This is a genomic window from Pseudomonas sp. P1_F1_2, from assembly GCF_056405815.1.
This window is the reverse complement of the sequence record NZ_JBFUBK010000117.1, coordinates 1-18,651: the sequence shown is the minus strand read 5'-3', so window position 1 is coordinate 18,651 and position 18,651 is coordinate 1. Positions and strand designations below refer to the sequence as shown.

Here is an 18,651-nt window from a genome sequence, read left to right as displayed (position 1 = left end):
GTGTATCTGGACGTGACCGCGATGCAGGCGAACAAGGGCGCGGCGCTGGCGACACTGGCCGAGCATCTCGGTGTGCCGCTGGAACAGACTGCCGCGCTGGGCGATGGTGGCAATGACCCGGCGATGTTTCATCGTGCCGGGTTGTCGATTGCCATGGGGCAGGCGGAGGAGGCCGTCAAGCGCCAGGCGGATGTGGTGACCGGGCCTAACACCGAAGACGGTGCTGCCCAGGCGATCGAGCGCTATATCCTCGCTCGCTGACTGACTCCTACAGTTTTTGTTCTGTATTACAGCCAGAAACTAACGGCGTACCACCCAAGAACACCCATCACCACGGTGTACGGCAACGCCATCCACACCATGCAGCCGTACGACAGGCGAATCAGCGGGGCAATTGCCGAGGTCAGCAAAAACAGAAACGCGGCTTGTCCATTGGGCGTCGCCACGCTGGGCAGGTTCGTCCCGGTATTGATCGCAATGGCCAGTGTCTCGAAGTGTTCACGGCTCATGTGGCCGGAGATGAAGGCGCGTTTCACTTCGGTGATGTAAATGGTCGCCACAAACACGTTGTCACTGATGGCTGACAGCAAGCCATTGGCAATAAACAACATGCCCGGTTGCTGGTCGGCCGGCAGTGCCAGTACCCACTGGATCAGCGGTGTGAACAATTGCTGGTCGTGAATCACCGCGACCACCGCAAAAAACACCACCAGTAACGCGGTGAAGGGCATGGCGTCCTTGAAGGCGTTGCCGATACGGTGCTCGTCGGTGATGCCGGTGAAGGCCGTGATCAACACGATCACCATCAAGCCGATCAGRCCGACTTCCGCGATGTGAAACGCCAACCCTGCAATCAGGATCAACGCGGCGGCACCCTGCACCAGCAAGGCGGCACGCTGGCGCGAAGTGCGCTCGGCGTTGTCTTCGGCGGCAAAGTTGGCCAGCACCGCCCGAACGTTGTCCGGCAGCAGTGTGCCGTAGCCGAACCAGCRCAGTTTTTCCAGGAGCACGCAGGTCAACAAACCGGCGGCCAGTACCGGCAGTGAGACGGGGGCAACTTTCAAAAAGAAATCGGAGAAATGCCAGCCCATCTCATGGCCGATCAGCAGGTTCTGCGGTTCACCCACCAGTGTGCAGACACCGCCTAACGCCGTGCCGACGGCACCGTGCATCAAAAGACTGCGCAGAAAGGCACGAAACTGTTCGAGGTCGCCATGGTGAAGCGTGGGCAATTGCTGGTCATCGCTGTACTCGCTGTCCTGGCGAGGATCATTGCCCGAGGCAACGCGGTGATACACCGAATAAAACCCCACGGCCGCACTGATAATCACCGCGGTCACGGTCAATGCGTCAAGGAAGGCCGAGAGGAATGCCGAGAGAAAGCAGAACATCAACGACAACAGCGCCTTGGAGCGAACCCCCAGGAGCAAGCGCGAAAACAGAAACAGCAGCAGGTCTTTCATGAAGTAGATGCCGGCCACCATGAACATCAACAACAGGATGACCGGAAAGTTATGCACCAGTTCGTCATAAAGCGCCTGTGCCGTGGTCATTTTAAGCAGCAGGGCTTCAATCAGCAGCAACCCGCCGGGCATCAGCGGGTAACACTTGAGTGCCATGGCCAGGGTAAAGATGAACTCCAGCACCAGCAGCCAACCGGCCGCAACGGGGCCGACGGTCCACAGCACCAGTGCGTTGAGAATCAGGAAACCGAGAATGCTCGCCTTGTACCAGCGAGGTGAGTGGCCGAGAAAGTTGTGCGCGAACGCCTGGGCCATTGAACCGGACATCGGCTACTCCTTGTTTAAAGAAGCGCGCAACTTGCCGTAACAAGATGGGAATATCAAGTCCGGGAAAGGTAATGGATTACCCGAGATAGCGCACCACAACGGCCTTGTAGTTGCCATCCAGCGAATAACCGCCTACGACGATTCTTCCATCAGCTTGAACCGCTACCGACATAGCGGTATCCAGGCTGCGGCCCAGGCGGGTGCGAACCCAGCAGGTGCCTTCGGCGAAACCGGGGTCCAGCTGCCCACCCGGCAAATACCGGGCTAAAAGGAAATCGGCTTCGACGCCGCCGTTTGTGGCGCCAACTGCCAGCACTCGACCATCTACCTGATGCCGGGCGGCGGTCCATTGGCAACCGCTGTGACCGATGTTCAGTAGTTGTGGCTGGCCGCCGTTGCAGTGAACATCGGGGCGGCCATTGCTGTGTAGTTTGAAGGCCAGGCAGTGCATCGGGTCGCGGCTGCTGCCAAAGCACAGCAGGTCGCCATTTTCCATCTCGATGACCTGGTTGACCTGAGCGCCCCGCTCTTCAGCCCTGAACGACATAAAGCCATCCACGGCGAAAGAGTCATCCAGACGGCCATCGGGGAGGTAGCGCGCCAGTAAACCTTCCACGGGGAAATTAATCGATCCGCCGACCATGATCCGGCCGTCTCGTTGCACCATGAGGCTACTGAGCCAGGAGTTCATCAGCAGGTGCCGGACGATGACAAAGCCGCGGCCATTGAAGGACGTATCCAATTGGCCATGGCGGGTAAGGCGTATCAACAGGCCGACATGATCGGCCAGTTCAAAATGGTGGTTGGCCAGCAGCAGAATCCCGCCGTCAGCCAGCACTTGCACGTCGCAGGCTTCGGCGCCTGGAACGCCAGGGGGAAGCCAGACATCGCGGGTGCCCAGGGACAAGTTTCCCGGCAGGCGAATGACACTGATCCCATTGTCACCAAAATGCCTGACCGGGTGACCTTGGGAATCGAACAGCGCCAAGGCTGGAAGCGTTCGGTGAGTGTCTTCATAGTGCAGCCCGGCCACCAGAATGTGTCCGTTGGCCAACAGATGCACTTTGCCCGCCATGGCTTCGAAGCCGCGCTGGAACTGCCCGATAACGCTGCCGTTATGGCCAAATGCGAGGTCCGCCGAACCGTCTTCCAGTAAACGGGCCAGGCCAAAGCAGTTACCACCTCGCAGGCCAACCGTCGCCGCCACCAGCACGCGGCCACTGGAGTCAATTTCCACGCTATTGGCGATACTTGACGTACTCCCGGCGAAATACACCTGGGCTTTACCGCGGGCGGCGAAACTATTATCGAGATCGCCAGCCGTATACCGCGATACAGGTAGGGCAAAAGCAGTCTGGTGTGGCATGCGCGCCTCTCCTTGCGAGCTGTCCGAAACCCGGGGGCGGGAGGGCAACTGCCTGTGTGAAACATTCAATCCCTGAATGGGCAATCACACAACTGTCATAACTAACAGGCGGAGGGTCGCACTGTGCCAGAACAGTGTCTTTTCGAACCAAAGACAAGTGCGCCAAGTAATTCGAGGCGAAAAAGTTAGAGTGTTGGATGCGCTGTAACTGTTAAAACAGCCAACTAAAAGAAGGCAGGGGGGCGGACTACGTTGAAGTAGTCCGCAGAGACCCTTAGTGCGGCATAGACCATGATTGCAGCTGATAACCTTTCTCGCTCAACTCGGCGCGGGCCTGCTGCAGCAGGTGTTCGAGTTGCGCAGGGTCGGAATACTCGCTGCTAGGGATTTGGGCGCGGCTAATGTGGGTGTTGGTGCGGTCGATGACGGTGATGCTGAGTTCACCATTGCCGTCTTGTGGGGCCCAGGCCACGCATTGGAAAGGTTTAAAAGCGCGGTCGGCAATCAAAAGAGCTTCGTTGATACGGAGCGGGGCGGTCATAGGATTTTCTCTCTGTGTGCCCAATCAAGTGATCTGCCGTCGGTTGGGCTTACCGTTCGGCTGGTTACTTGTACTGATGCCCTCAACATGGGGTCAGGTCACACACAAACAAAAGAAATTTCAACTTTCTTTCATATACTCAATGCAGGGGTATTGATTTGAAAGCTGAATGAAAGGTTCAACTCGTTAGGTCACTAACCAAGTCGTTCTTATAACTGTTTAAGCAGCCTTTCTATAGTCAATCGATACAAGGGTGTGTCAAATTCTTGCTAATGTTACAGCCAAGTCCGCCAAATGACTGTTTTTACTAATATTTCCTAAAATTTGGCGCCAAGGAACAGTCATGATCGAAGCGCCTGCGTTACGACGTCTGTTAGTAGTAGACCCCTGTGACGACTGCCATCGTCTGTTACCGGGTTTGCGCTCGGTGGGGTGGGATGTTGATAGCTGTTCCCTGGAGAACGCCGCCGATAGAACCTGCGACGTCGGCCTGTTGCGATTACAGCCCTTTCATCTGGAACGTCCCGAAGCCGTCAAAGAACTGATCAGCCGCAGCGGCACCGAGTGGATCGCGGTCCTTAACCAGGAAGTCCTGCGCTTGCAGAATGTCGGGGACTTCGTGTGCGAATGGTTTTTCGACTTCCATACTTTGCCCTTTGACGTCTCCCGGGTTCAGGTCACGCTGGGGCGGGCATTCGGCATGGCGCGCCTGCGTGGGCAGGGCACGATTCACATCGATCAGCCAGAACACGAACTACTGGGCGACAGCAAACCGATTCGCGAACTTCGCAAGTTGCTGAGCAAATTGGCACCGACCGAATCACCGGTCTTGATCCGCGGTGAAAGCGGCACGGGCAAGGAATTGGTCGCGCGCACGCTGCACCGGCAGTCCCAGCGTCACAGCAAACCCTTTGTGGCGATCAACTGCGGTGCGATTCCAGAACATTTGATCCAGTCCGAGTTGTTTGGCCATGAAAAAGGCGCCTTCACCGGCGCTCACCAGCGCAAGGTCGGGCGGATAGAAGCCGCGAACGGCGGCACATTATTCCTTGATGAAATCGGCGATTTACCGCTGGAACTGCAAGCCAATCTGTTGCGTTTCCTACAGGAAAAACACATCGAACGCGTAGGTGGGAGTCAGCCGATTCCGGTGGATGTGCGGGTTTTGGCGGCGACGCACGTCGACCTTGAGGCCGCCATTGAGAAGAAGCGTTTTCGTGAAGATTTATATTACCGCCTGAACGTCCTGCAAGTGGTGACGGCACCTCTGCGTGAACGTCACGGCGACCTGTCGATGCTGGCCAACCACTTCTCCCATTTCTACAGCCACGAAACCGGCCGACGGCCTCGCAGTTTCAGCGAAGACGCACTGATTGCCATGGGCAAACATGATTGGCCGGGCAATGTCCGTGAACTGGCCAATCGGGTGCGGCGCGGGTTGGTGCTCGCCGAGGGGCGGCAGATCGAAGCGCGAGACTTGGGGTTGATCAGCCAGCAAGCCTTTGCCACCCCCATGGGCACCCTCGAAGACTACAAGACCCGTGCCGAGCGCCAGGCACTGTGCGATGTACTCAATCGGCACAGTGACAACCTGAGCGTTGCCGCCAGGGTCCTGGGCGTTTCCAGACCGACTTTTTACCGATTGCTGCACAAGCACCAGATCCGCTAGGGCGCGGTGAAACGAAAAGGCCCGCTGCGATTGACGTCGCAGCGGGCCTTTTCCTTGGGCTTGAAACAGTTAGAAGTAGTAAGGGAATTTCAGGCTGAACTGGAAGTCCGGGGCATCGTCCGTCATGCCCATGGACAGGTTGGGTACGATGGTCAGGTTGTCGGTAGCAGCAATGGTCATGCCGATGTTGAAATAACCGGCGTTGGCATCGCTGGCGACCACGGATTCCCAGTCACCCCCATCCTGTTTCAGCTTGCTTCTGCGCTGCACCAGGTCGGACACCGAGAACGACATACTCATCTTTTCGTTCAGCGCGAACGCAATACCAGCGCCGATCTGGAAGCTGTCGCCGATTTGTACTTTGCCTGGCGTTTTCTGGTTGACGGTAGCGCTGATGTCGTCGAAGGATTCTTCGAAGTTGTGGGTGTAAGACAAGCTGCCGAACAACACCGCCGGATCGAAGGTTTTGACCAGCGAAATACCCGGGGTGACCGACCAGACGCCGTTACCGGTTGGCAGGGTGTCAGGCACGAACAGGTTGGTGTTGGCATCGGTCTGACGCAGCTTGATCCCGAACGGGTCCTTGCCGGTCGGCGCCTTGACCCGCAAGGTGACAACGGCATCCGGGGTATTCACCGATTCGTCCAGGAACTTGTAGGCGATCCCGAAGTTCACGTCGCCAATCGTCGGGTCTCTGGTGACCGTGTCTTCGGTTGTAACGTTGGCCGCGCCCTGGTTGCCGCCGCCGGACTGATAAGTCGACTCGCGGTAAATCACCGGCACGTTCAGGTCGAACTGCCAACGGTTGTTGTAGTTGTAGCGACCGGTGAGATCGAGCGTCCAGGTATCGGCCTTGATCCGGTCGAGGTTGATGTTGCCCAGGAAGATCGAGTCCAGTGCCAGGAAACCGTTGAGGATCAGCTGGCGGGTGTCGTATCGGGAGTAAGTGATCCCGGTCTCGACGCTGAATTTGCCGCCGCCAAAGAACCCGCTGGCTTCGTCATACAGGTTGGACACACTCTGTGCCGGTTGTGAATCATCGGCCAGCGACTGGCCATAAGAACTGCCGCTGCCCCCGGCTGCGCCCCCCGATGCTGCTGCTGCGCCAGTCCCTGCGGCTACCGCGTTCCCTCTCATGTCGGCTGGCGACTTGGCCAGGCGTTTCGGTGGGGGAGCTGCGGGTTGATCCTCTACCTGGCGGACCCGTTGTTCGAGCACCGCCAGGGCTTTTTGTTGTACTTCGTATCGTTGCTTTAGCTCCAGAAGTTCCTGCTTCAAGGCCTCTACATCCGAGTTGGGTGCCGCATGAAGCACGGCGGCCGGAAATAGAGCACTCAGACAAACTACTGCACGCAGTGATACTGATCGATACATGAATAAGCCGTCCCTTTAAACCCAATGATCGAGACTGAGCGTAGTTCAATATCCCAAGGTACGGAGGGCGTTAAGTTGGGTCAGGTTGCAGTCCAATGCGCCAGCACTCGGGCCATTATTATTGAGTACTACGTTGAGCTGGGTAAGGTTGTTAACCATGTTGCTGTTGCCCATCAGCCGGGTGTTTTGGAGCAATCCGCCCTGGGCCACTTGTTGCAACGCGTTGCCTTGATTGTTGTTGGCAGTAATTGCCATTTGAACGCCACCCCCAGTGGCAGTCACTGCCACGCTACCGGCGGCGTTGCTGCCGCTGATCGTTTGCCCTGCCAGCAAAGCCTGGCCCTGCCCCGGTACAAGCGCCGGTGCCTGGTTAGCTTCCTTCACATCGATCGAAACGTTGTTGTAAGCGGTGTTGCTATCGCCAGCTGCACGCACGCTTTGGGTAATGCCCTGGCTGGTGGACAGTCCAGCGCCGCCGACTACATTGCCGGTGCCTTGTTCAGGTGTACCGCCAGGACCGGAATTGCCTGATTGTTTGATGGTTGATACATAGAATTCGGGTTTGATCGTTGCCGCCTGGATCTGCATGGACGTCGCCGCCCCGATGAYGTCACCACTGGCATTGCGCCAGGTACTGCTCATTACAACGCCGAAGCTGATAATACGGCCCGGCATCACATAACGACCGCGCAACTGGGCGAGTTCCTGATCCTTTACTTCGATTGGCTTGAATCCATTGGCATAGCCTGATGCGCTCGCTGCCAGACACACAGCGGCCAGCCAGTATGAGGTTTTCATCTGCTGCTCCCGGAGCATCCTGCTCCAATATCATCATTTGGCGATTAAAAGAAGTCGCTCTGTATGAAACCAAAATCCATCAACTCAGCATCTCTGACAGGGTTGAAGGTATCCAGCTTGTTCTTGGCTGTCAGCGGTACCGGTGGACTGCGTAATGCATTGGTTTTGTCGTAACCGGGACCTACGATAGCGAAGACTATGCCGTTCCAACCTTTGACAAAGTCATCATGGGAGTAGCGTTTGTGTCCGAGTACCGGGTCTCCGATGTAGACCCACTGCTTGTCCGCACGCTGCATCACCACGAAATGCTTGTAGCCGCGAATTTCCATCAGTACCACCACCGGAATCGTTACTGAATCCAGCTTTTCAGGTGGGATCTTGTAGCCCCTGGCGCGCATGCCGATGCTTTCTATGTAGCGCTTCATGTCCAGCATGGAGAAACCTTGAGTACGAACAAGGTTCTGGTCAGCGTTGACCAGCATGCCTTTGATGATGTGCTCCTCATCGACGTCGAGCCAATAAGCCTGGCGTAACACCGTGGCCAGTGCGGCGGCGCCGCAGCTGAAATCGGTTTTCTGTTCGACGATGTCGGCAAACTTGCGCTCACGCAAACTCTGTACCTGCTTATAGACCAGCACGCCGCCAGGCAGGGCGGCTACTGGCATCTGTGCAGCCTGAGTCAGGCCAGACAGGCAGAGTAGGGCGAAAAGGGCAGTCTTGCGCATGATCGATTACGCCTTTTGGGACTGTGGAAAAGCCCCGTTTCCGGGGCTTTCATTGCGATCGCGATTACAGGCAGGCTTTGCAACCTGCGGCGATGGACAGCGAGTTGCTTTGTTGGTTGCCGTTACCGGCTGATACGTTGGCTCCGCCATTACCGGAGAAGTTGTTCATCGAGTTAGTCATGCTTGCATTGTTGGTCACAGGGTTTTTCCAGCCATCAGGGGTCAGCACTTGTTGAGTGGTCACACCGGCCAGATCGAAGGTGCCGACTGCAGTGAAGTCAGATTTGACTGTGCCACCGTCGTGGTCTCCATGACCGCCTTTGTTGTCATTACCATAGCCGTGGCCATGATCATCGTCAGCTGGTTTGGACACTGCTTTGCCTGAAGCATAGAACTTGCCATGAGCAGAGAAGGTGCCTTTGAGCTCGTCTTTTTTGAAGGTCTCAGTGCCATAGTTAGACACGGACAGGCCAGTCGAGGTTTGGTTGGCTTCGGCTGCTGCTGCGGCTACACGACCGCCGGATACAGCAATGGCCAGGTTGTTTTTCTGTTGGTTGAAATCGCCAGCCGTCACGTTGATGCCAATGTTGCCTGAGCCACTATTGCCTGCGTTGTTCAGGTTTGCGTTGTTGGTATTAGAGTAGTTGAGAACGGTGTTGCCGGTGTTGTTTTGAGTCGCGCTGGAAATAGCGACTGCGGAGCCGAAGATAAAGCTTTCGTCAGCAGTGGCCAAAGCGGCGGCGTTGTCTTGTTGGTTGCCGTCACCGGCTGCAACGTTGGCGCCCATGTTGCCGTTGGAGTTATTCAACGAGCTGTCAGCTCTAGCGTCGTTTTTGGTGCCTTGGTTCAATACCCCGTTGTCACTGCTGTCCTGTTGGTCCATCACAGTGGCGCCGGCACCGGCAGAGATTGAAAGCATTTCTTCAAAAGTAGGGTGTTTAGGCTGATGGTTGTTATGCCCGTTGCCGTGACCGTTGCCATGACCGTGATCATCATCACGACCGCCTGCTTGTGCTGCGATTGCCATCACTGCTGCGAGAGCGAAAACCAGTGGTTTTAAGGCCATTGTAGGTTTCATGGTGTTTCTCCGTGCTTATTAGTTGGTTAAGTGTTGGTACTTTCTAATCGCACTGCGTTTGGGTCAGTCAGCGACCCGGATGCTGAGGGTGTTAGCCATTCGGTTCCCCACCCCAGCACTCTGGTTCACCTGGATAATCCCCCGGCTGCCGGTGAAGGCCTGGTCGCTGGTAACGACCTGGCGACTGCCGGTTTGGGGTCCAGTTGCTCCTGAGTTTGGTAACAACGCCACGTTCTGTTGGGAAAGGGCGCTATCGTCGACGCTCTGCGGTGCAGCACTGATGCTGACGCGCATTGCGTTGGCCATTTGGTTGTTGGCCCCGGCGCTCTGGTTAACGCCCAGTACACCGTTGCCATTACTGAAAGAGGTGCCACCGATCGTGGAAGTAGCGTTCATCGAAGGGTTGGCGGGGGTATCGATTTTCTGGTTGATGTGGGTGGACGCGCCGGCATTGGTGCCGATGGCGATAGCCCGGGTGTTGGTTTGTTGCAACTGATCCCCGGCCGCCTGGTTGACGTTGAAGTTGCCTTTGTACTGGACGCCGGAATCCTGGATGTTGGCGTTGTTCATGCTGGCGACGCCGGAGTCGGCCATGGCGCTTGCGCTGGCGAACAGGGCGAGGAAAATGAGGCTGCGATTCATGTCATTGACCTCCGGCCATTCTGGTCAGTGGGGCCAGGCCGGAACTCATGGCCCGGTTGATGGTTCCGGAAATCGCGGCACCGCTACCACCACCGTGGCCGGCGCTCATGCCTGGCATGCCGTTGGGATTGGTCACGACGTTGAGGCCTGGCATGCTGCCACCGTTTGTGTTCGGGTTGACGTTGCCGCTGATGGTCGAACCGCTGGCCACACTGGCGAATTCACCGTCGCTCAATTCAGTGTTGGTCATGGTTGTATTGATGCGTTGTGAAGGGTTGGCGTTGACTGTGGTCGGATAGGGGTCTTTGCCCCCGTTCCGGCCAATAGGAATAGGCTGAACATCGCGTTTGAGAGTAATGACGCCATTGCCATCGGCCTGAGCATTCAGGCTGAGTACCGAACCGGCGGCACATCCGATCAGCAGCAGGTATGAAATACCTTTTGAAATGCCTTTGTTGAAAGTCCCCACGGCAGCAATTCCTTCTTTTGTGGGCTGGCCCTAGTCAGCGTTGGGAAGGAGAGAGCGAAAGCTGTGCCGCTTTTGAATTGTTTTGTTAATTCAATGGGTTAGGCGTTTGTGAAAAGTGTGCGATACGCTCAATGTTTCATGCGTGAGACAACCGGGGCGGGGTTTTACCGACTATTCCCGACGCAAAGCTCTAGCACGGGGGTTTGCGCTGAAGTGTTTCAACGGTTTAACAAGCGCCATGACAAGATGATGAAGAGCGCTGAAACAGCCTGTTTGCGGGCAGATGAGTGTTTCAGGAGTGGACACTTTCCCCCAAAACAGGGGGGATCACTGGGGAAATCGCCCCAATGAAGGCTCAGCAATCCAGCAGATGGCTCACCGCTTCAATCGCCTGAAACCGCCGTTGTGTCCAGCTTCCCTGAATAATCTGAAACGGCTTGCGGTGTTGTTCGAGCCAGGTCTGGGTCGACGTGAAAAATGCCAGGCGCTCACTCAGTTCGGGCTGACAACGCTGGCCGTCGTCCGTCCAATCGACCTGCTCCGGTGACAGCAGCAGGTGCAGATCGTAATGGCGGGCCAGCAACGCGGGCTCAAGCCATGCAGGGCAGTCGCCAAACAAGGTGTTGCTCCAAAGGATATTGCTCAGCAAATGGGTGTCGAGAATCAAAAGTCGAGGCTGTCGGGAACGTGCTTCATCTTCCCATTGCAACTGGCCACGGGCGATCTCAGCAATATCGTCCAGGCAGGTGTCGCGGGGATTTTGTTCGATGAACCAACGCACGAATTCATCGACTCGCACGCCGCCAAAATGCCCTTGTAACTCGGCCGCCAGCCAGCTCTTGCCGCTGGATTCGGGCCCCGTCAGCACCAGCACCTTCACGTGCGTAGCGCCGGCTCGGCCCGCCATTCACGCCAGCCTTGCACTGCCAGCAGCAGGAACAGTGCATAGAGGGCACATGTGATGTACATGCCTTTGTAGATAAACAGCCCGACGAAAACCACATCGACGGCAATCCACAGTGGCCAGCATTGCACGCGTTTTTGCGCCATCCACATCTGTGCAACCAGACTGAAGCCGGTCAGTGCGGCGTCGAGCCAAGGCTGGGCGGCATCGGTCCAGTGCGCCATGGCGGCGCCCAACAGCGCACTGCCCAGCGCGCCGACCGCAAGGCCAAGGGCTACCGACTTGCCATCGAGGCGACTGACCTGCCGACCGGTTTTCGCCTCGCCTGCGCGGGTCCATTGCCACCAGCCATAGAGTTGCAGCGCGGCGTAGATCACTTGCAGGAGCATGTCCGAATACAGCTTTACCTCAAAAAAGATCCAGCTATAAAGCAGCACCATGACCAGACCGATCGGCCAGCACCAGGGGTTCTGTTTGACGGTCAGCCAGACGGCGATTACACCGAGGGCAGCGGCAAACAGTTCAAGCCCGGACATGGAGGTTCCTTGGGAAAGCGAAGTGGGGGCGGATTGTACCGGCAGCCGCCGCCAAGTAGAACCAGCGCTGTAGCAGCTGTCGAGCAGCGCGAGGCTGCGTCCGGGGCCCCACGACGTGTCAGGACAGCCGCGTTCGCAGGTTTACGACGACTTCGTCGCCGCGCGCAGCCTCGCGCTGCTCGACAGTTGCTACAGGGGGGTTACACGCGAAATTGCTTGAGCAACCCGTTCAACTGTTCGCTCAGGTCTTTCAATCGCACACTGGCCACGCTCGATTGTTGCGCCGCCAGCGCGGTGCTGTGGGACAACTGTGCAGCCTGGGTCACGTTCTGATTGATGTCTTCCACCACATGGGCTTGCTGCAACGTCGCACTGGCGATCGATGCGTTCAACCCGTTGAGGTTACGTAATGCCTGGCCGATTGCCGTTAAACTCGCACCGGCCAGCCCGGCCTGTTCAATGGTCAGTTGCGATGCCCGGCTACTGTCGCCGATAACCTTGACCGCCGCTTCCGAGTGGTTTTGCAGGCGCTCGATCATCGACTGGATCTCCGCTGTCGACTTCTGCGTGCGTTGGGCCAGCAGGCGCACTTCATCGGCCACCACCGCAAAACCACGCCCCTGTTCACCGGCCCGCGCGGCCTCGATGGCAGCGTTGAGGGCGAGCAGGTTGGTTTGTTCGGCGATGGAACGGATCACCTCCAGGACGCTGCCGATCTGCGTGCTTTCTGTGGCCAGGGTACGAATCACTTCCACGGCTTGATCGATGGTGCCGGACAGTTTGTCGATCTGCTGCAAGCTTCCGTCAATGTTGATCTGTCCCTGCTGTGCCTGAGATTCGGCATCGCGCATCTCGCTGGCCGCATGCTCGGCGTTCTTGGCCACATCCTGTACGCCGTAGGTCACTTCATTGATCGCTGTGGCCACCAGCTCCATTTGCTGTGATTGCTGCTGACTGCGCTGCTGGGCCTGGGTGGCGTCATTGCCCAAGTCACTGGACGATTGCCCCAAGTCACTGGCGGACACCTGCAATTGGGTAATGACCTGGCGCAACTTGCTGGTAAAGGCATTGAAGTGTCGCGCCAGTTGCGCCACCTCGTCGTTGCCATGGGTTTCTAGGCTGCGGGTCAGGTCACTTTCCCCGCTGGCGATATTGGCCATGGCATTCACCGTTTCCTGGAGCGGACGTACGATACTGCGCGCAATCAGCATGACCAGCAGGGCCATCACCAGGGCAATCACCACGCCGAGGGACGTTGCCTTCCAGACCTGGCCATAAAACTCGGCCTGCATGTCATCGATGTACACGCCCGACCCAATCACCCAGCCCCAGGGTTCGAAGAGTTTGACGTAGGAGGTTTTTTCTACCGGAGCACTGGCACCAGGTTTCGGCCAGCGGTAATTGACCACGCCGGCGCCCTTGGCCTTGGCCACGGCGACCATTTCGTTAAACACCGCGAATCCGTCCGGGTCGCGGATGGCCGACAGGTTCTGACCGTCGAGTTTGGGGTTGGCCGGGTGCATGATCATCACCGGCGTCAGGTCGTTGATCCAGAAGTAGTCATTCTGGTCATAGCGCAACCCGCGAACCGCCATCAGCGCCTGCTTCTGCGCGGCATCGCGGGTGAGGGTGCCCGCAGTCTCCAGGTCATGGTAGTAATTCAGAATGCCGCTGGCGGTCTGCACGACGTGCTGGGTTTTCTGGGCCTTGGCCTGATAAAGGTCGTCGTGAATCTGCTTGAGCATCAGCATGCCCAATGTCAGTAGCATCACCACCGACACGATCAAGATGAGCCACAAGCGCCGGCTGATCGACACACTGCGTAAGCTGTTCATAACGCTGTCACTCCGATTTTCTTTTTCTTGTAATAAACGATTGCCAGCATCCAAGCACGCTTTGCCGTTCGGGCATATGCGACCCAAGTCCTATTCCGCGGCAGCGTTATAAAGGCATGTCTGCTAGGATTTCGGCCCCGCGCGGAAAAACCTGAATCCTTGCAGCTTTTCACGGAATTTTTACGGTTTCGTCTGGATCCTGTGCGCGCGGAACTTCAACTACGCTCAGCGCAATGAACGTTTTAAGAAAACTAACGGGGCATGCCTGGGGGCATCGCTTCTTGGGGGATTGATGGATCTTTGGACCGCCTTTCAGGCATTGATACTTGGCGTAGTAGAAGGGCTGACGGAGTTTCTGCCCATTTCCAGTACCGGGCACCAAATCATCGTGGCCGACTTGCTCGACTTCGGTGGTGAACGTGCTATCGCGTTCAACATCATTATTCAATTGGGCGCGATCCTGGCGGTGGTGTGGGAATTTCGCCGCAAGATTCTCGATGTGGTCACGGGGTTGCCGACCCAACCGAGCGCTCGCCGATTCACGGCCAATCTGCTGATCGCATTCATGCCAGCCGTGGTGTTGGGGGTGATTTTCTCCGACTTGATTCACCACTACCTGTTCAACCCGATTACTGTCGCCACCGCGCTGGTTGTGGGCGGGATCATCATGTTGTGGGCCGAGAAGCGCCAACACGAAGTGCACGCCGAAACCGTTGACGAGATTACTTGGCAAGATGCGTTGAAAGTCGGTTTCGCTCAGTGCCTGGCAATGATTCCAGGTACATCGCGTTCCGGGTCGACCATCATCGGCGGGTTGCTGTTTGGCCTGTCGCGCAAGACCGCTACCGAGTTCTCGTTTTTCCTGGCGATGCCGACCATGGTCGCTGCGGCGGTGTACTCGGGCTTCAAATACCGTCACCTGTTCGTGCCAGCGGATTTCCCGGTGTTCGCGATTGGTTTCGTCACGGCGTTCATCTTCGCCATGATCGCGGTCCGTGGCTTGCTCAAGTTCATCGCCAGCCACAGCTACGCGGCGTTCGCCTGGTATCGCATCGTGTTCGGCCTGATCATTCTGGCCACTTGGCAATTTGGTTGGGTCGACTGGTCCGCGGCCAAGCCATGAGTGACGCCGGCACGCGCCACAACCCCGGGCGCAGGTCCGGGGGCGAGCACATCCAGCATCTACGACTCAAGCTGCTGGTTTTCGCAGCGCTGTGCGCGTTGCCGTTGGCAGGGTCGGTTTTGCTCTGGCTGCGCGGGGTGTCATTGATTCCGCTGGCGGCGTATGGGGGCGTCAGTGTGCTGGCGTTTTTCCTGTACTGGAGTGACAAGCGCAAGGCCCGCGCCGATACCTGGCGCACGCCGGAAAACGTCTTGCATGCGGTCGAACTGGCCGGCGGCTGGCCTGGCGCGTTGCTGGCTCAGCAAGTGTTCCGGCACAAGACTCGCAAAGTCTCGTTTCAGCTGTTGTTCTGGCTGATTGTGCTGTTGCATCAGGTGTTCTGGATCGATCAGCTGTTCCTCGGCGCCCACCTGTTGGCACTGTTTTAAAGCAGCAATCCAACCTGGGTACGCTTGGGCAACTTGCTCACCACCAGTTGGTGGGAACGTTGCAACAAGCCTTGCAGTTCTTCGGCGCCCAGCGGGTAGGGCGTTTGCATGATGATCCACTGGGCTCTCGCCAGATAGGGAGCTGGGTGGATGCCCGGTCGGTCGCAATGCCCCAGAAACAGGTCCTTGTCGACTTTGAAGGCCAGCGATGCGCCACGCAGGTTCTGCAAGGCGAACATCTTGTTTCCTGCAATCGAAAACACCCGCACACCTCCCCATTTATAGTCCTCCCGCGCACCCGGTAGCGCGAGGCAGAACTGCGCGACATCCTGTTCGCTCATACGTCCAGCCTTCATATCAGTCGGTCCCCACAGGCATTGAATGATTCGATCAAATGGTCGAGCCAGGCGCGAACCGCCGGCATCACCCCGCGCCGATGAGGGTAGACCGCTTGTAGCCAGCCGCCAGGCAATGACCAGTCGGGCAGCAATTGGACTAGCGAACCGGCTTCCAGCTCTTGCTCGCAATACATCATGGGCAACAGGGTAAAGCCCTGGCCGGCGAGGGTGCAGGCCTTGCGCACAATGAAGTCATCGATGCCCAATCGCGCTTCCAGGCTCAGCTCGACGCTTTTTCCCTGGAGATCGAGCAGGCGGATATGCACCATGCGGTCGGCTTCGAGGGCGCCCAGCACCGGCAGGTTTCTGAGGTCTTCGGGCTGGTTGATTTCACGTCCGTGCAAAAAATCCGGGGTGGCGACCATGGCCATTTGCGCCTGGCGCAGGCGACGGGTCACCAGCAACGGATCTTCGTCGCCCAGTTCACGCACGCGCAAGGCGACATCGACGCCTTCAGTCACCAGGTCGACCCGGCGATTGAGCAACATGACTTCCAGTTGTACCTGCGGGTATTTGTCCAGAAATCGGGCAATGACCGTCGGCAGCATTTCATGCGCCAGGCCGACGGGACAGGACACCCGCAACCGCCCGCGCGGTTCGCTGGACATGCTGGCGACCGCTTCATCGGCCATTTCGGCTTCCAGCAGCATCGCCTGACAGTGGCGCAAGTAACGCTCGCCCACCGCCGTCAGCTTGAGTTGCCGAGTGGTGCGTTGCAGCAGGCGCGCGCCCAGGCGTTCTTCCAGCTCGGCAATCCGGCGCGACAAGCGGGATTTGGGAATCCCGAGCACGCGACCTGCCGCCGCGAAGCCGCCGGCTTCAACCACCTTGGCAAAATAGTAGAGATCATTGAGATCTTGCATGACAGTTGCTCGACTGTTCTATCAGTGGGACGAACTATCGCATTGTTGCAGTCTAATCAGCTATTGGTTTCGCCTGTAGGATTCTCTCCATCRGATCGCCCCGTGGCGATCCTCACCTGGAGATCCCACATGAAACTGTTGCATATCGATTCGAGCATTCTTGGTGACAACTCGGCTTCCCGTCTGCTGAGCAGCGAAGTCGTTAAAGCCTGGCAAACTGCAGAGCCAAACGCCGTGGTTACCTACCGCGACCTGGCGGCTGATGCCATCAGCCATTTCTCCGCCACGACCCTGGTCGCCGCCGGTACTACCGCTGAACTGCGCAACGCCGCGCAACAGCACGAAGCCGAGCTGAGCGCCAAGACCCTGGCCGAATTCCTCGCCGCAGATGCCGTCGTGATCGCCGCGCCGATGTACAACTTCACCATTCCGACCCAACTCAAGGCCTGGATCGATCGCATCGCCGTTGCCGGTCAGACCTTCCGTTACACCGAAGCCGGCCCTGAAGGCCTGTGCGGTGGCAAGAAAGTCGTGATCGTTTCCACTTCCGGTGGCATGCATGCCGGTCAGGCCACGGGTGTGGCTCACGAAGAGTATTTGAAAGTGCTGTTCGGCTTCATCGGCATCACCGACATTGAGTTTGTCCGCGCCCACGGCCTGGCTTACGGTGACGAAGTTCGCACCAAAGCCATGAGCGATGCTCAAGCGCAAATCAGCGAGCAATTGTTCGCCGCCGCGTAAGGCTTGCGTAAAGGCAGCAAACTGCTAGGGCAATACCCCAAAAAACTCTGTATTCTGGCCACGCAAGTGCCAGATACGGAGTTTTTTGTTTCTGGCCGTTTCAGGTTATGGCCCAGGTTATGCAGTAACGGGTTAACGTTCCCGTTCTGCAATGACCTTGTTGGCCGCAAATGCTGGTACAAGGCCGCTGCCTCGATGATCCGAGGAGAACGGGCTTTCCGGTCAAGTAACAAAATGGTGGGGCATCCTTATGGTGCGTCTTTGTGCAACGTTACTGTTTTGCCTGCTCAGCAGCCTGAATTCAGTGCACGCCGCGCCTGCGCCACATCCTCACTGGAGCGTCGGCTTCCATGAGATGAGTTTTCTCGACCCCCTCGATTTGCAACCGATGCACGCCATCGCGTTCTATCCCTCCAGTGACAGGGAGCACACCAGTAAAATCGAGGGTTACACCGTCGAAGCCGGCGAAGACAGCGCTGTTGCCATCGGGCGTTTCCCGATGCTGATGCTGTCCCACGGCAACACCGGAACCCCGCTGGCCCTGCACGACCTCGCCACCTCGCTGGCGCGCAAAGGCTTTGTGGTGGTCGCGGTGATCCATCCTGGCGACAACTCCAAAGACCACRGCCGCCTCGGTACGCTGAGTAACCTTTACGGCCGACCCATCCAGATTTCCGAAGCCATCACCGCTACCTTGGGTGATCGCATGCTCGCGCCATTCGTCAATGCCAATCAGGTCGGGGTGATTGGCTATTCGGCGGGCGGTGAGACGGCGTTGATCCTGTCCGGTGCCACGCCTGACCTGGATCGTCTGCGTCGGTATTGCGAGGAACGCCCGGACGACCGCGATGCCTGCAACACCAAGGGTGAATTGATCGTCGACCGCGATGACCTTCAACCCGTGGCCGACCCGCGCGTGCATGCGTTGCTATTGATGGCGCCGCTGAGCTTGAAGTTCGGCCGTCACACCCTGGCCGATGTGCATGTGCCGGTGCTGCTGTACAGCGGCGACGGCGACAAACTGGTCGCGTTCGACAAGAACGCAGCGGCCCTTGCGCGCAAGTTGCCGATTGCCCCCGACTTCAAGTTGTTGGCCGGCGCGGGGCATTTCGTGTTCATGGCCCCGTGCAACGAAGAGCAGATCATTGCCATGCCAGCACTGTGTACCGACGCCGATGGGGTCGACCGCGAAGGCATCCATCGCGACATGATTTCCGAAGCCGGGCGTTTCTTCTCCCGCACCCTGGGCATCGCAACCCGCGCAGGTCTGCAAACCGCGGATCAGTGAACACCGCAACCCCTGTAGCAGCTGGCGAAGCCTGCGTCCGGCTGCGCAGCAGTCGTAAAATCAGCCGCTAAGGTGTTTCAGGT

General features: G+C 57.7%; 20 protein-coding genes. 6 read left to right on the top strand and 14 right to left on the bottom strand.

Going from position 1 to position 18,651, the window contains the following annotated elements; genetic code table 11:
• Positions 1 to 261, top strand: a 261-nt coding sequence (locus AC1D2P_RS26130; RefSeq protein WP_477811667.1) for an HAD family hydrolase, incomplete at its 5' end; no start/stop codon positions are given.
• Positions 262 to 287: 26 nt separating this feature from the next.
• On the opposite strand, the gene nhaB is transcribed toward AC1D2P_RS26130, so the two are convergent.
• The 3 genes from nhaB to AC1D2P_RS26115 all read right to left on the bottom strand — a co-directional run bounded on the left by nhaB (position 288) and on the right by AC1D2P_RS26115 (position 3,697).
• Positions 288 to 1,790 (bottom strand): sodium/proton antiporter NhaB, encoded by a 1,503-nt coding sequence (gene nhaB / locus AC1D2P_RS26125; RefSeq protein ID WP_477811666.1) that lies wholly within the window; start codon positions 1,788 to 1,790, stop codon positions 288 to 290.
• Positions 1,791 to 1,866: 76 nt separating this feature from the next.
• On the bottom strand, positions 1,867 to 3,156 hold the full coding sequence (locus AC1D2P_RS26120) for a hypothetical protein (protein ID WP_109786992.1): 1,290 nt from the start codon (positions 3,154 to 3,156) through the stop codon (positions 1,867 to 1,869).
• A gap of 274 nt (positions 3,157 to 3,430) precedes the next feature.
• The gene (locus AC1D2P_RS26115; RefSeq protein WP_109786991.1) at positions 3,431 to 3,697 is read right to left on the bottom strand and encodes a hypothetical protein; all 267 of its coding nucleotides are present in this window, start codon (positions 3,695 to 3,697) and stop codon (positions 3,431 to 3,433) included.
• 343 nt (positions 3,698 to 4,040) lie between these two features.
• On the opposite strand from AC1D2P_RS26115, the gene AC1D2P_RS26110 reads away from it, so the two are divergent.
• On the top strand, positions 4,041 to 5,366 hold the full coding sequence (locus AC1D2P_RS26110) for a sigma-54 dependent transcriptional regulator (protein WP_046033095.1): 1,326 nt from the start codon (positions 4,041 to 4,043) through the stop codon (positions 5,364 to 5,366).
• Positions 5,367 to 5,435: 69 nt separating this feature from the next.
• Here the strand turns inward: AC1D2P_RS26110 and AC1D2P_RS26105 are convergent, their stop codons facing one another.
• The 9 genes from AC1D2P_RS26105 to AC1D2P_RS26065 all read right to left on the bottom strand — a co-directional run bounded on the left by AC1D2P_RS26105 (position 5,436) and on the right by AC1D2P_RS26065 (position 13,727).
• Positions 5,436 to 6,740: a hypothetical protein gene (locus tag AC1D2P_RS26105; RefSeq protein WP_109786990.1), complete on the bottom strand. Its 1,305-nt coding sequence runs from the start codon at positions 6,738 to 6,740 to the stop codon at positions 5,436 to 5,438.
• A 45-nt stretch (positions 6,741 to 6,785) separates the two neighbouring features.
• A complete protein-coding gene (locus tag AC1D2P_RS26100) occupies positions 6,786 to 7,556 on the bottom strand; it encodes a hypothetical protein (protein ID WP_477811665.1) in 771 nt (256 codons plus the stop codon).
• A gap of 26 nt (positions 7,557 to 7,582) precedes the next feature.
• The gene (locus AC1D2P_RS26095) at positions 7,583 to 8,263 is read right to left on the bottom strand and encodes a C39 family peptidase (protein ID WP_109786988.1); all 681 of its coding nucleotides are present in this window, start codon (positions 8,261 to 8,263) and stop codon (positions 7,583 to 7,585) included.
• A gap of 64 nt (positions 8,264 to 8,327) precedes the next feature.
• A complete protein-coding gene (locus AC1D2P_RS26090) occupies positions 8,328 to 9,341 on the bottom strand; it encodes a heme utilization protein (RefSeq protein WP_109786987.1) in 1,014 nt (337 codons plus the stop codon).
• 63 nt (positions 9,342 to 9,404) lie between these two features.
• Positions 9,405 to 9,983, bottom strand: a complete 579-nt coding sequence (locus AC1D2P_RS26085) for a hypothetical protein (protein WP_046033100.1) — start codon at positions 9,981 to 9,983, stop codon at positions 9,405 to 9,407.
• 1 nt (position 9,984) lies between these two features.
• The gene (locus AC1D2P_RS26080; protein ID WP_109786986.1) at positions 9,985 to 10,452 is read right to left on the bottom strand and encodes a hypothetical protein; all 468 of its coding nucleotides are present in this window, start codon (positions 10,450 to 10,452) and stop codon (positions 9,985 to 9,987) included.
• Positions 10,453 to 10,807: 355 nt separating this feature from the next.
• Positions 10,808 to 11,332 (bottom strand): AAA family ATPase, encoded by a 525-nt coding sequence (locus tag AC1D2P_RS26075; RefSeq protein ID WP_477758154.1) that lies wholly within the window; start codon positions 11,330 to 11,332, stop codon positions 10,808 to 10,810.
• Entirely contained in the window at positions 11,329 to 11,892 is a 564-nt protein-coding gene (gene pnuC, locus AC1D2P_RS26070; protein ID WP_258665800.1) for a nicotinamide riboside transporter PnuC, read from the bottom strand. Before pnuC ends, AC1D2P_RS26075 begins: the two co-directional genes overlap by 4 nt.
• A 200-nt stretch (positions 11,893 to 12,092) precedes the next feature.
• Positions 12,093 to 13,727: a methyl-accepting chemotaxis protein gene (locus AC1D2P_RS26065; RefSeq protein ID WP_223525529.1), complete on the bottom strand. Its 1,635-nt coding sequence runs from the start codon at positions 13,725 to 13,727 to the stop codon at positions 12,093 to 12,095.
• Positions 13,728 to 14,019: 292 nt separating this feature from the next.
• Here AC1D2P_RS26065 and AC1D2P_RS26060 point away from each other — a divergent pair, with 292 nt between their 5' ends.
• Both AC1D2P_RS26060 and AC1D2P_RS26055 read left to right on the top strand, forming a co-directional pair.
• Positions 14,020 to 14,850, top strand: coding sequence for an undecaprenyl-diphosphate phosphatase (locus AC1D2P_RS26060; protein ID WP_077432119.1), 831 nt, complete (start codon positions 14,020 to 14,022; stop codon positions 14,848 to 14,850).
• Positions 14,847 to 15,278, top strand: coding sequence for a DUF1294 domain-containing protein (locus tag AC1D2P_RS26055; protein WP_046033106.1), 432 nt, complete (start codon positions 14,847 to 14,849; stop codon positions 15,276 to 15,278). Before AC1D2P_RS26060 ends, AC1D2P_RS26055 begins: the two co-directional genes overlap by 4 nt.
• Here AC1D2P_RS26055 and AC1D2P_RS26050 read toward each other — a convergent pair.
• Positions 15,275 to 15,634 carry an MmcQ/YjbR family DNA-binding protein gene (locus AC1D2P_RS26050; protein ID WP_109786983.1) on the bottom strand — a complete coding sequence of 120 codons (360 nt, stop codon included), beginning with the start codon at positions 15,632 to 15,634 and terminating at the stop codon, positions 15,275 to 15,277. The genes AC1D2P_RS26055 and AC1D2P_RS26050 overlap by 4 nt on opposite strands.
• Positions 15,631 to 16,539 (bottom strand): LysR substrate-binding domain-containing protein, encoded by a 909-nt coding sequence (locus AC1D2P_RS26045; protein ID WP_046033108.1) that lies wholly within the window; start codon positions 16,537 to 16,539, stop codon positions 15,631 to 15,633. Before AC1D2P_RS26045 ends, AC1D2P_RS26050 begins: the two co-directional genes overlap by 4 nt.
• Positions 16,540 to 16,668: 129 nt before the next feature.
• Between AC1D2P_RS26045 and AC1D2P_RS26040 the strand changes: the two genes are divergently transcribed.
• Both AC1D2P_RS26040 and AC1D2P_RS26035 read left to right on the top strand, forming a co-directional pair.
• Complete coding sequence (locus AC1D2P_RS26040; RefSeq protein WP_477758129.1) at positions 16,669 to 17,280, top strand: FMN-dependent NADH-azoreductase; 612 nt, start codon at positions 16,669 to 16,671, stop codon at positions 17,278 to 17,280.
• A gap of 250 nt (positions 17,281 to 17,530) precedes the next feature.
• The gene (locus AC1D2P_RS26035) at positions 17,531 to 18,568 is read left to right on the top strand and encodes an alpha/beta hydrolase family protein (RefSeq protein ID WP_477811664.1); all 1,038 of its coding nucleotides are present in this window, start codon (positions 17,531 to 17,533) and stop codon (positions 18,566 to 18,568) included.
• Positions 18,569 to 18,651: the final 83 nt, after the last annotated feature.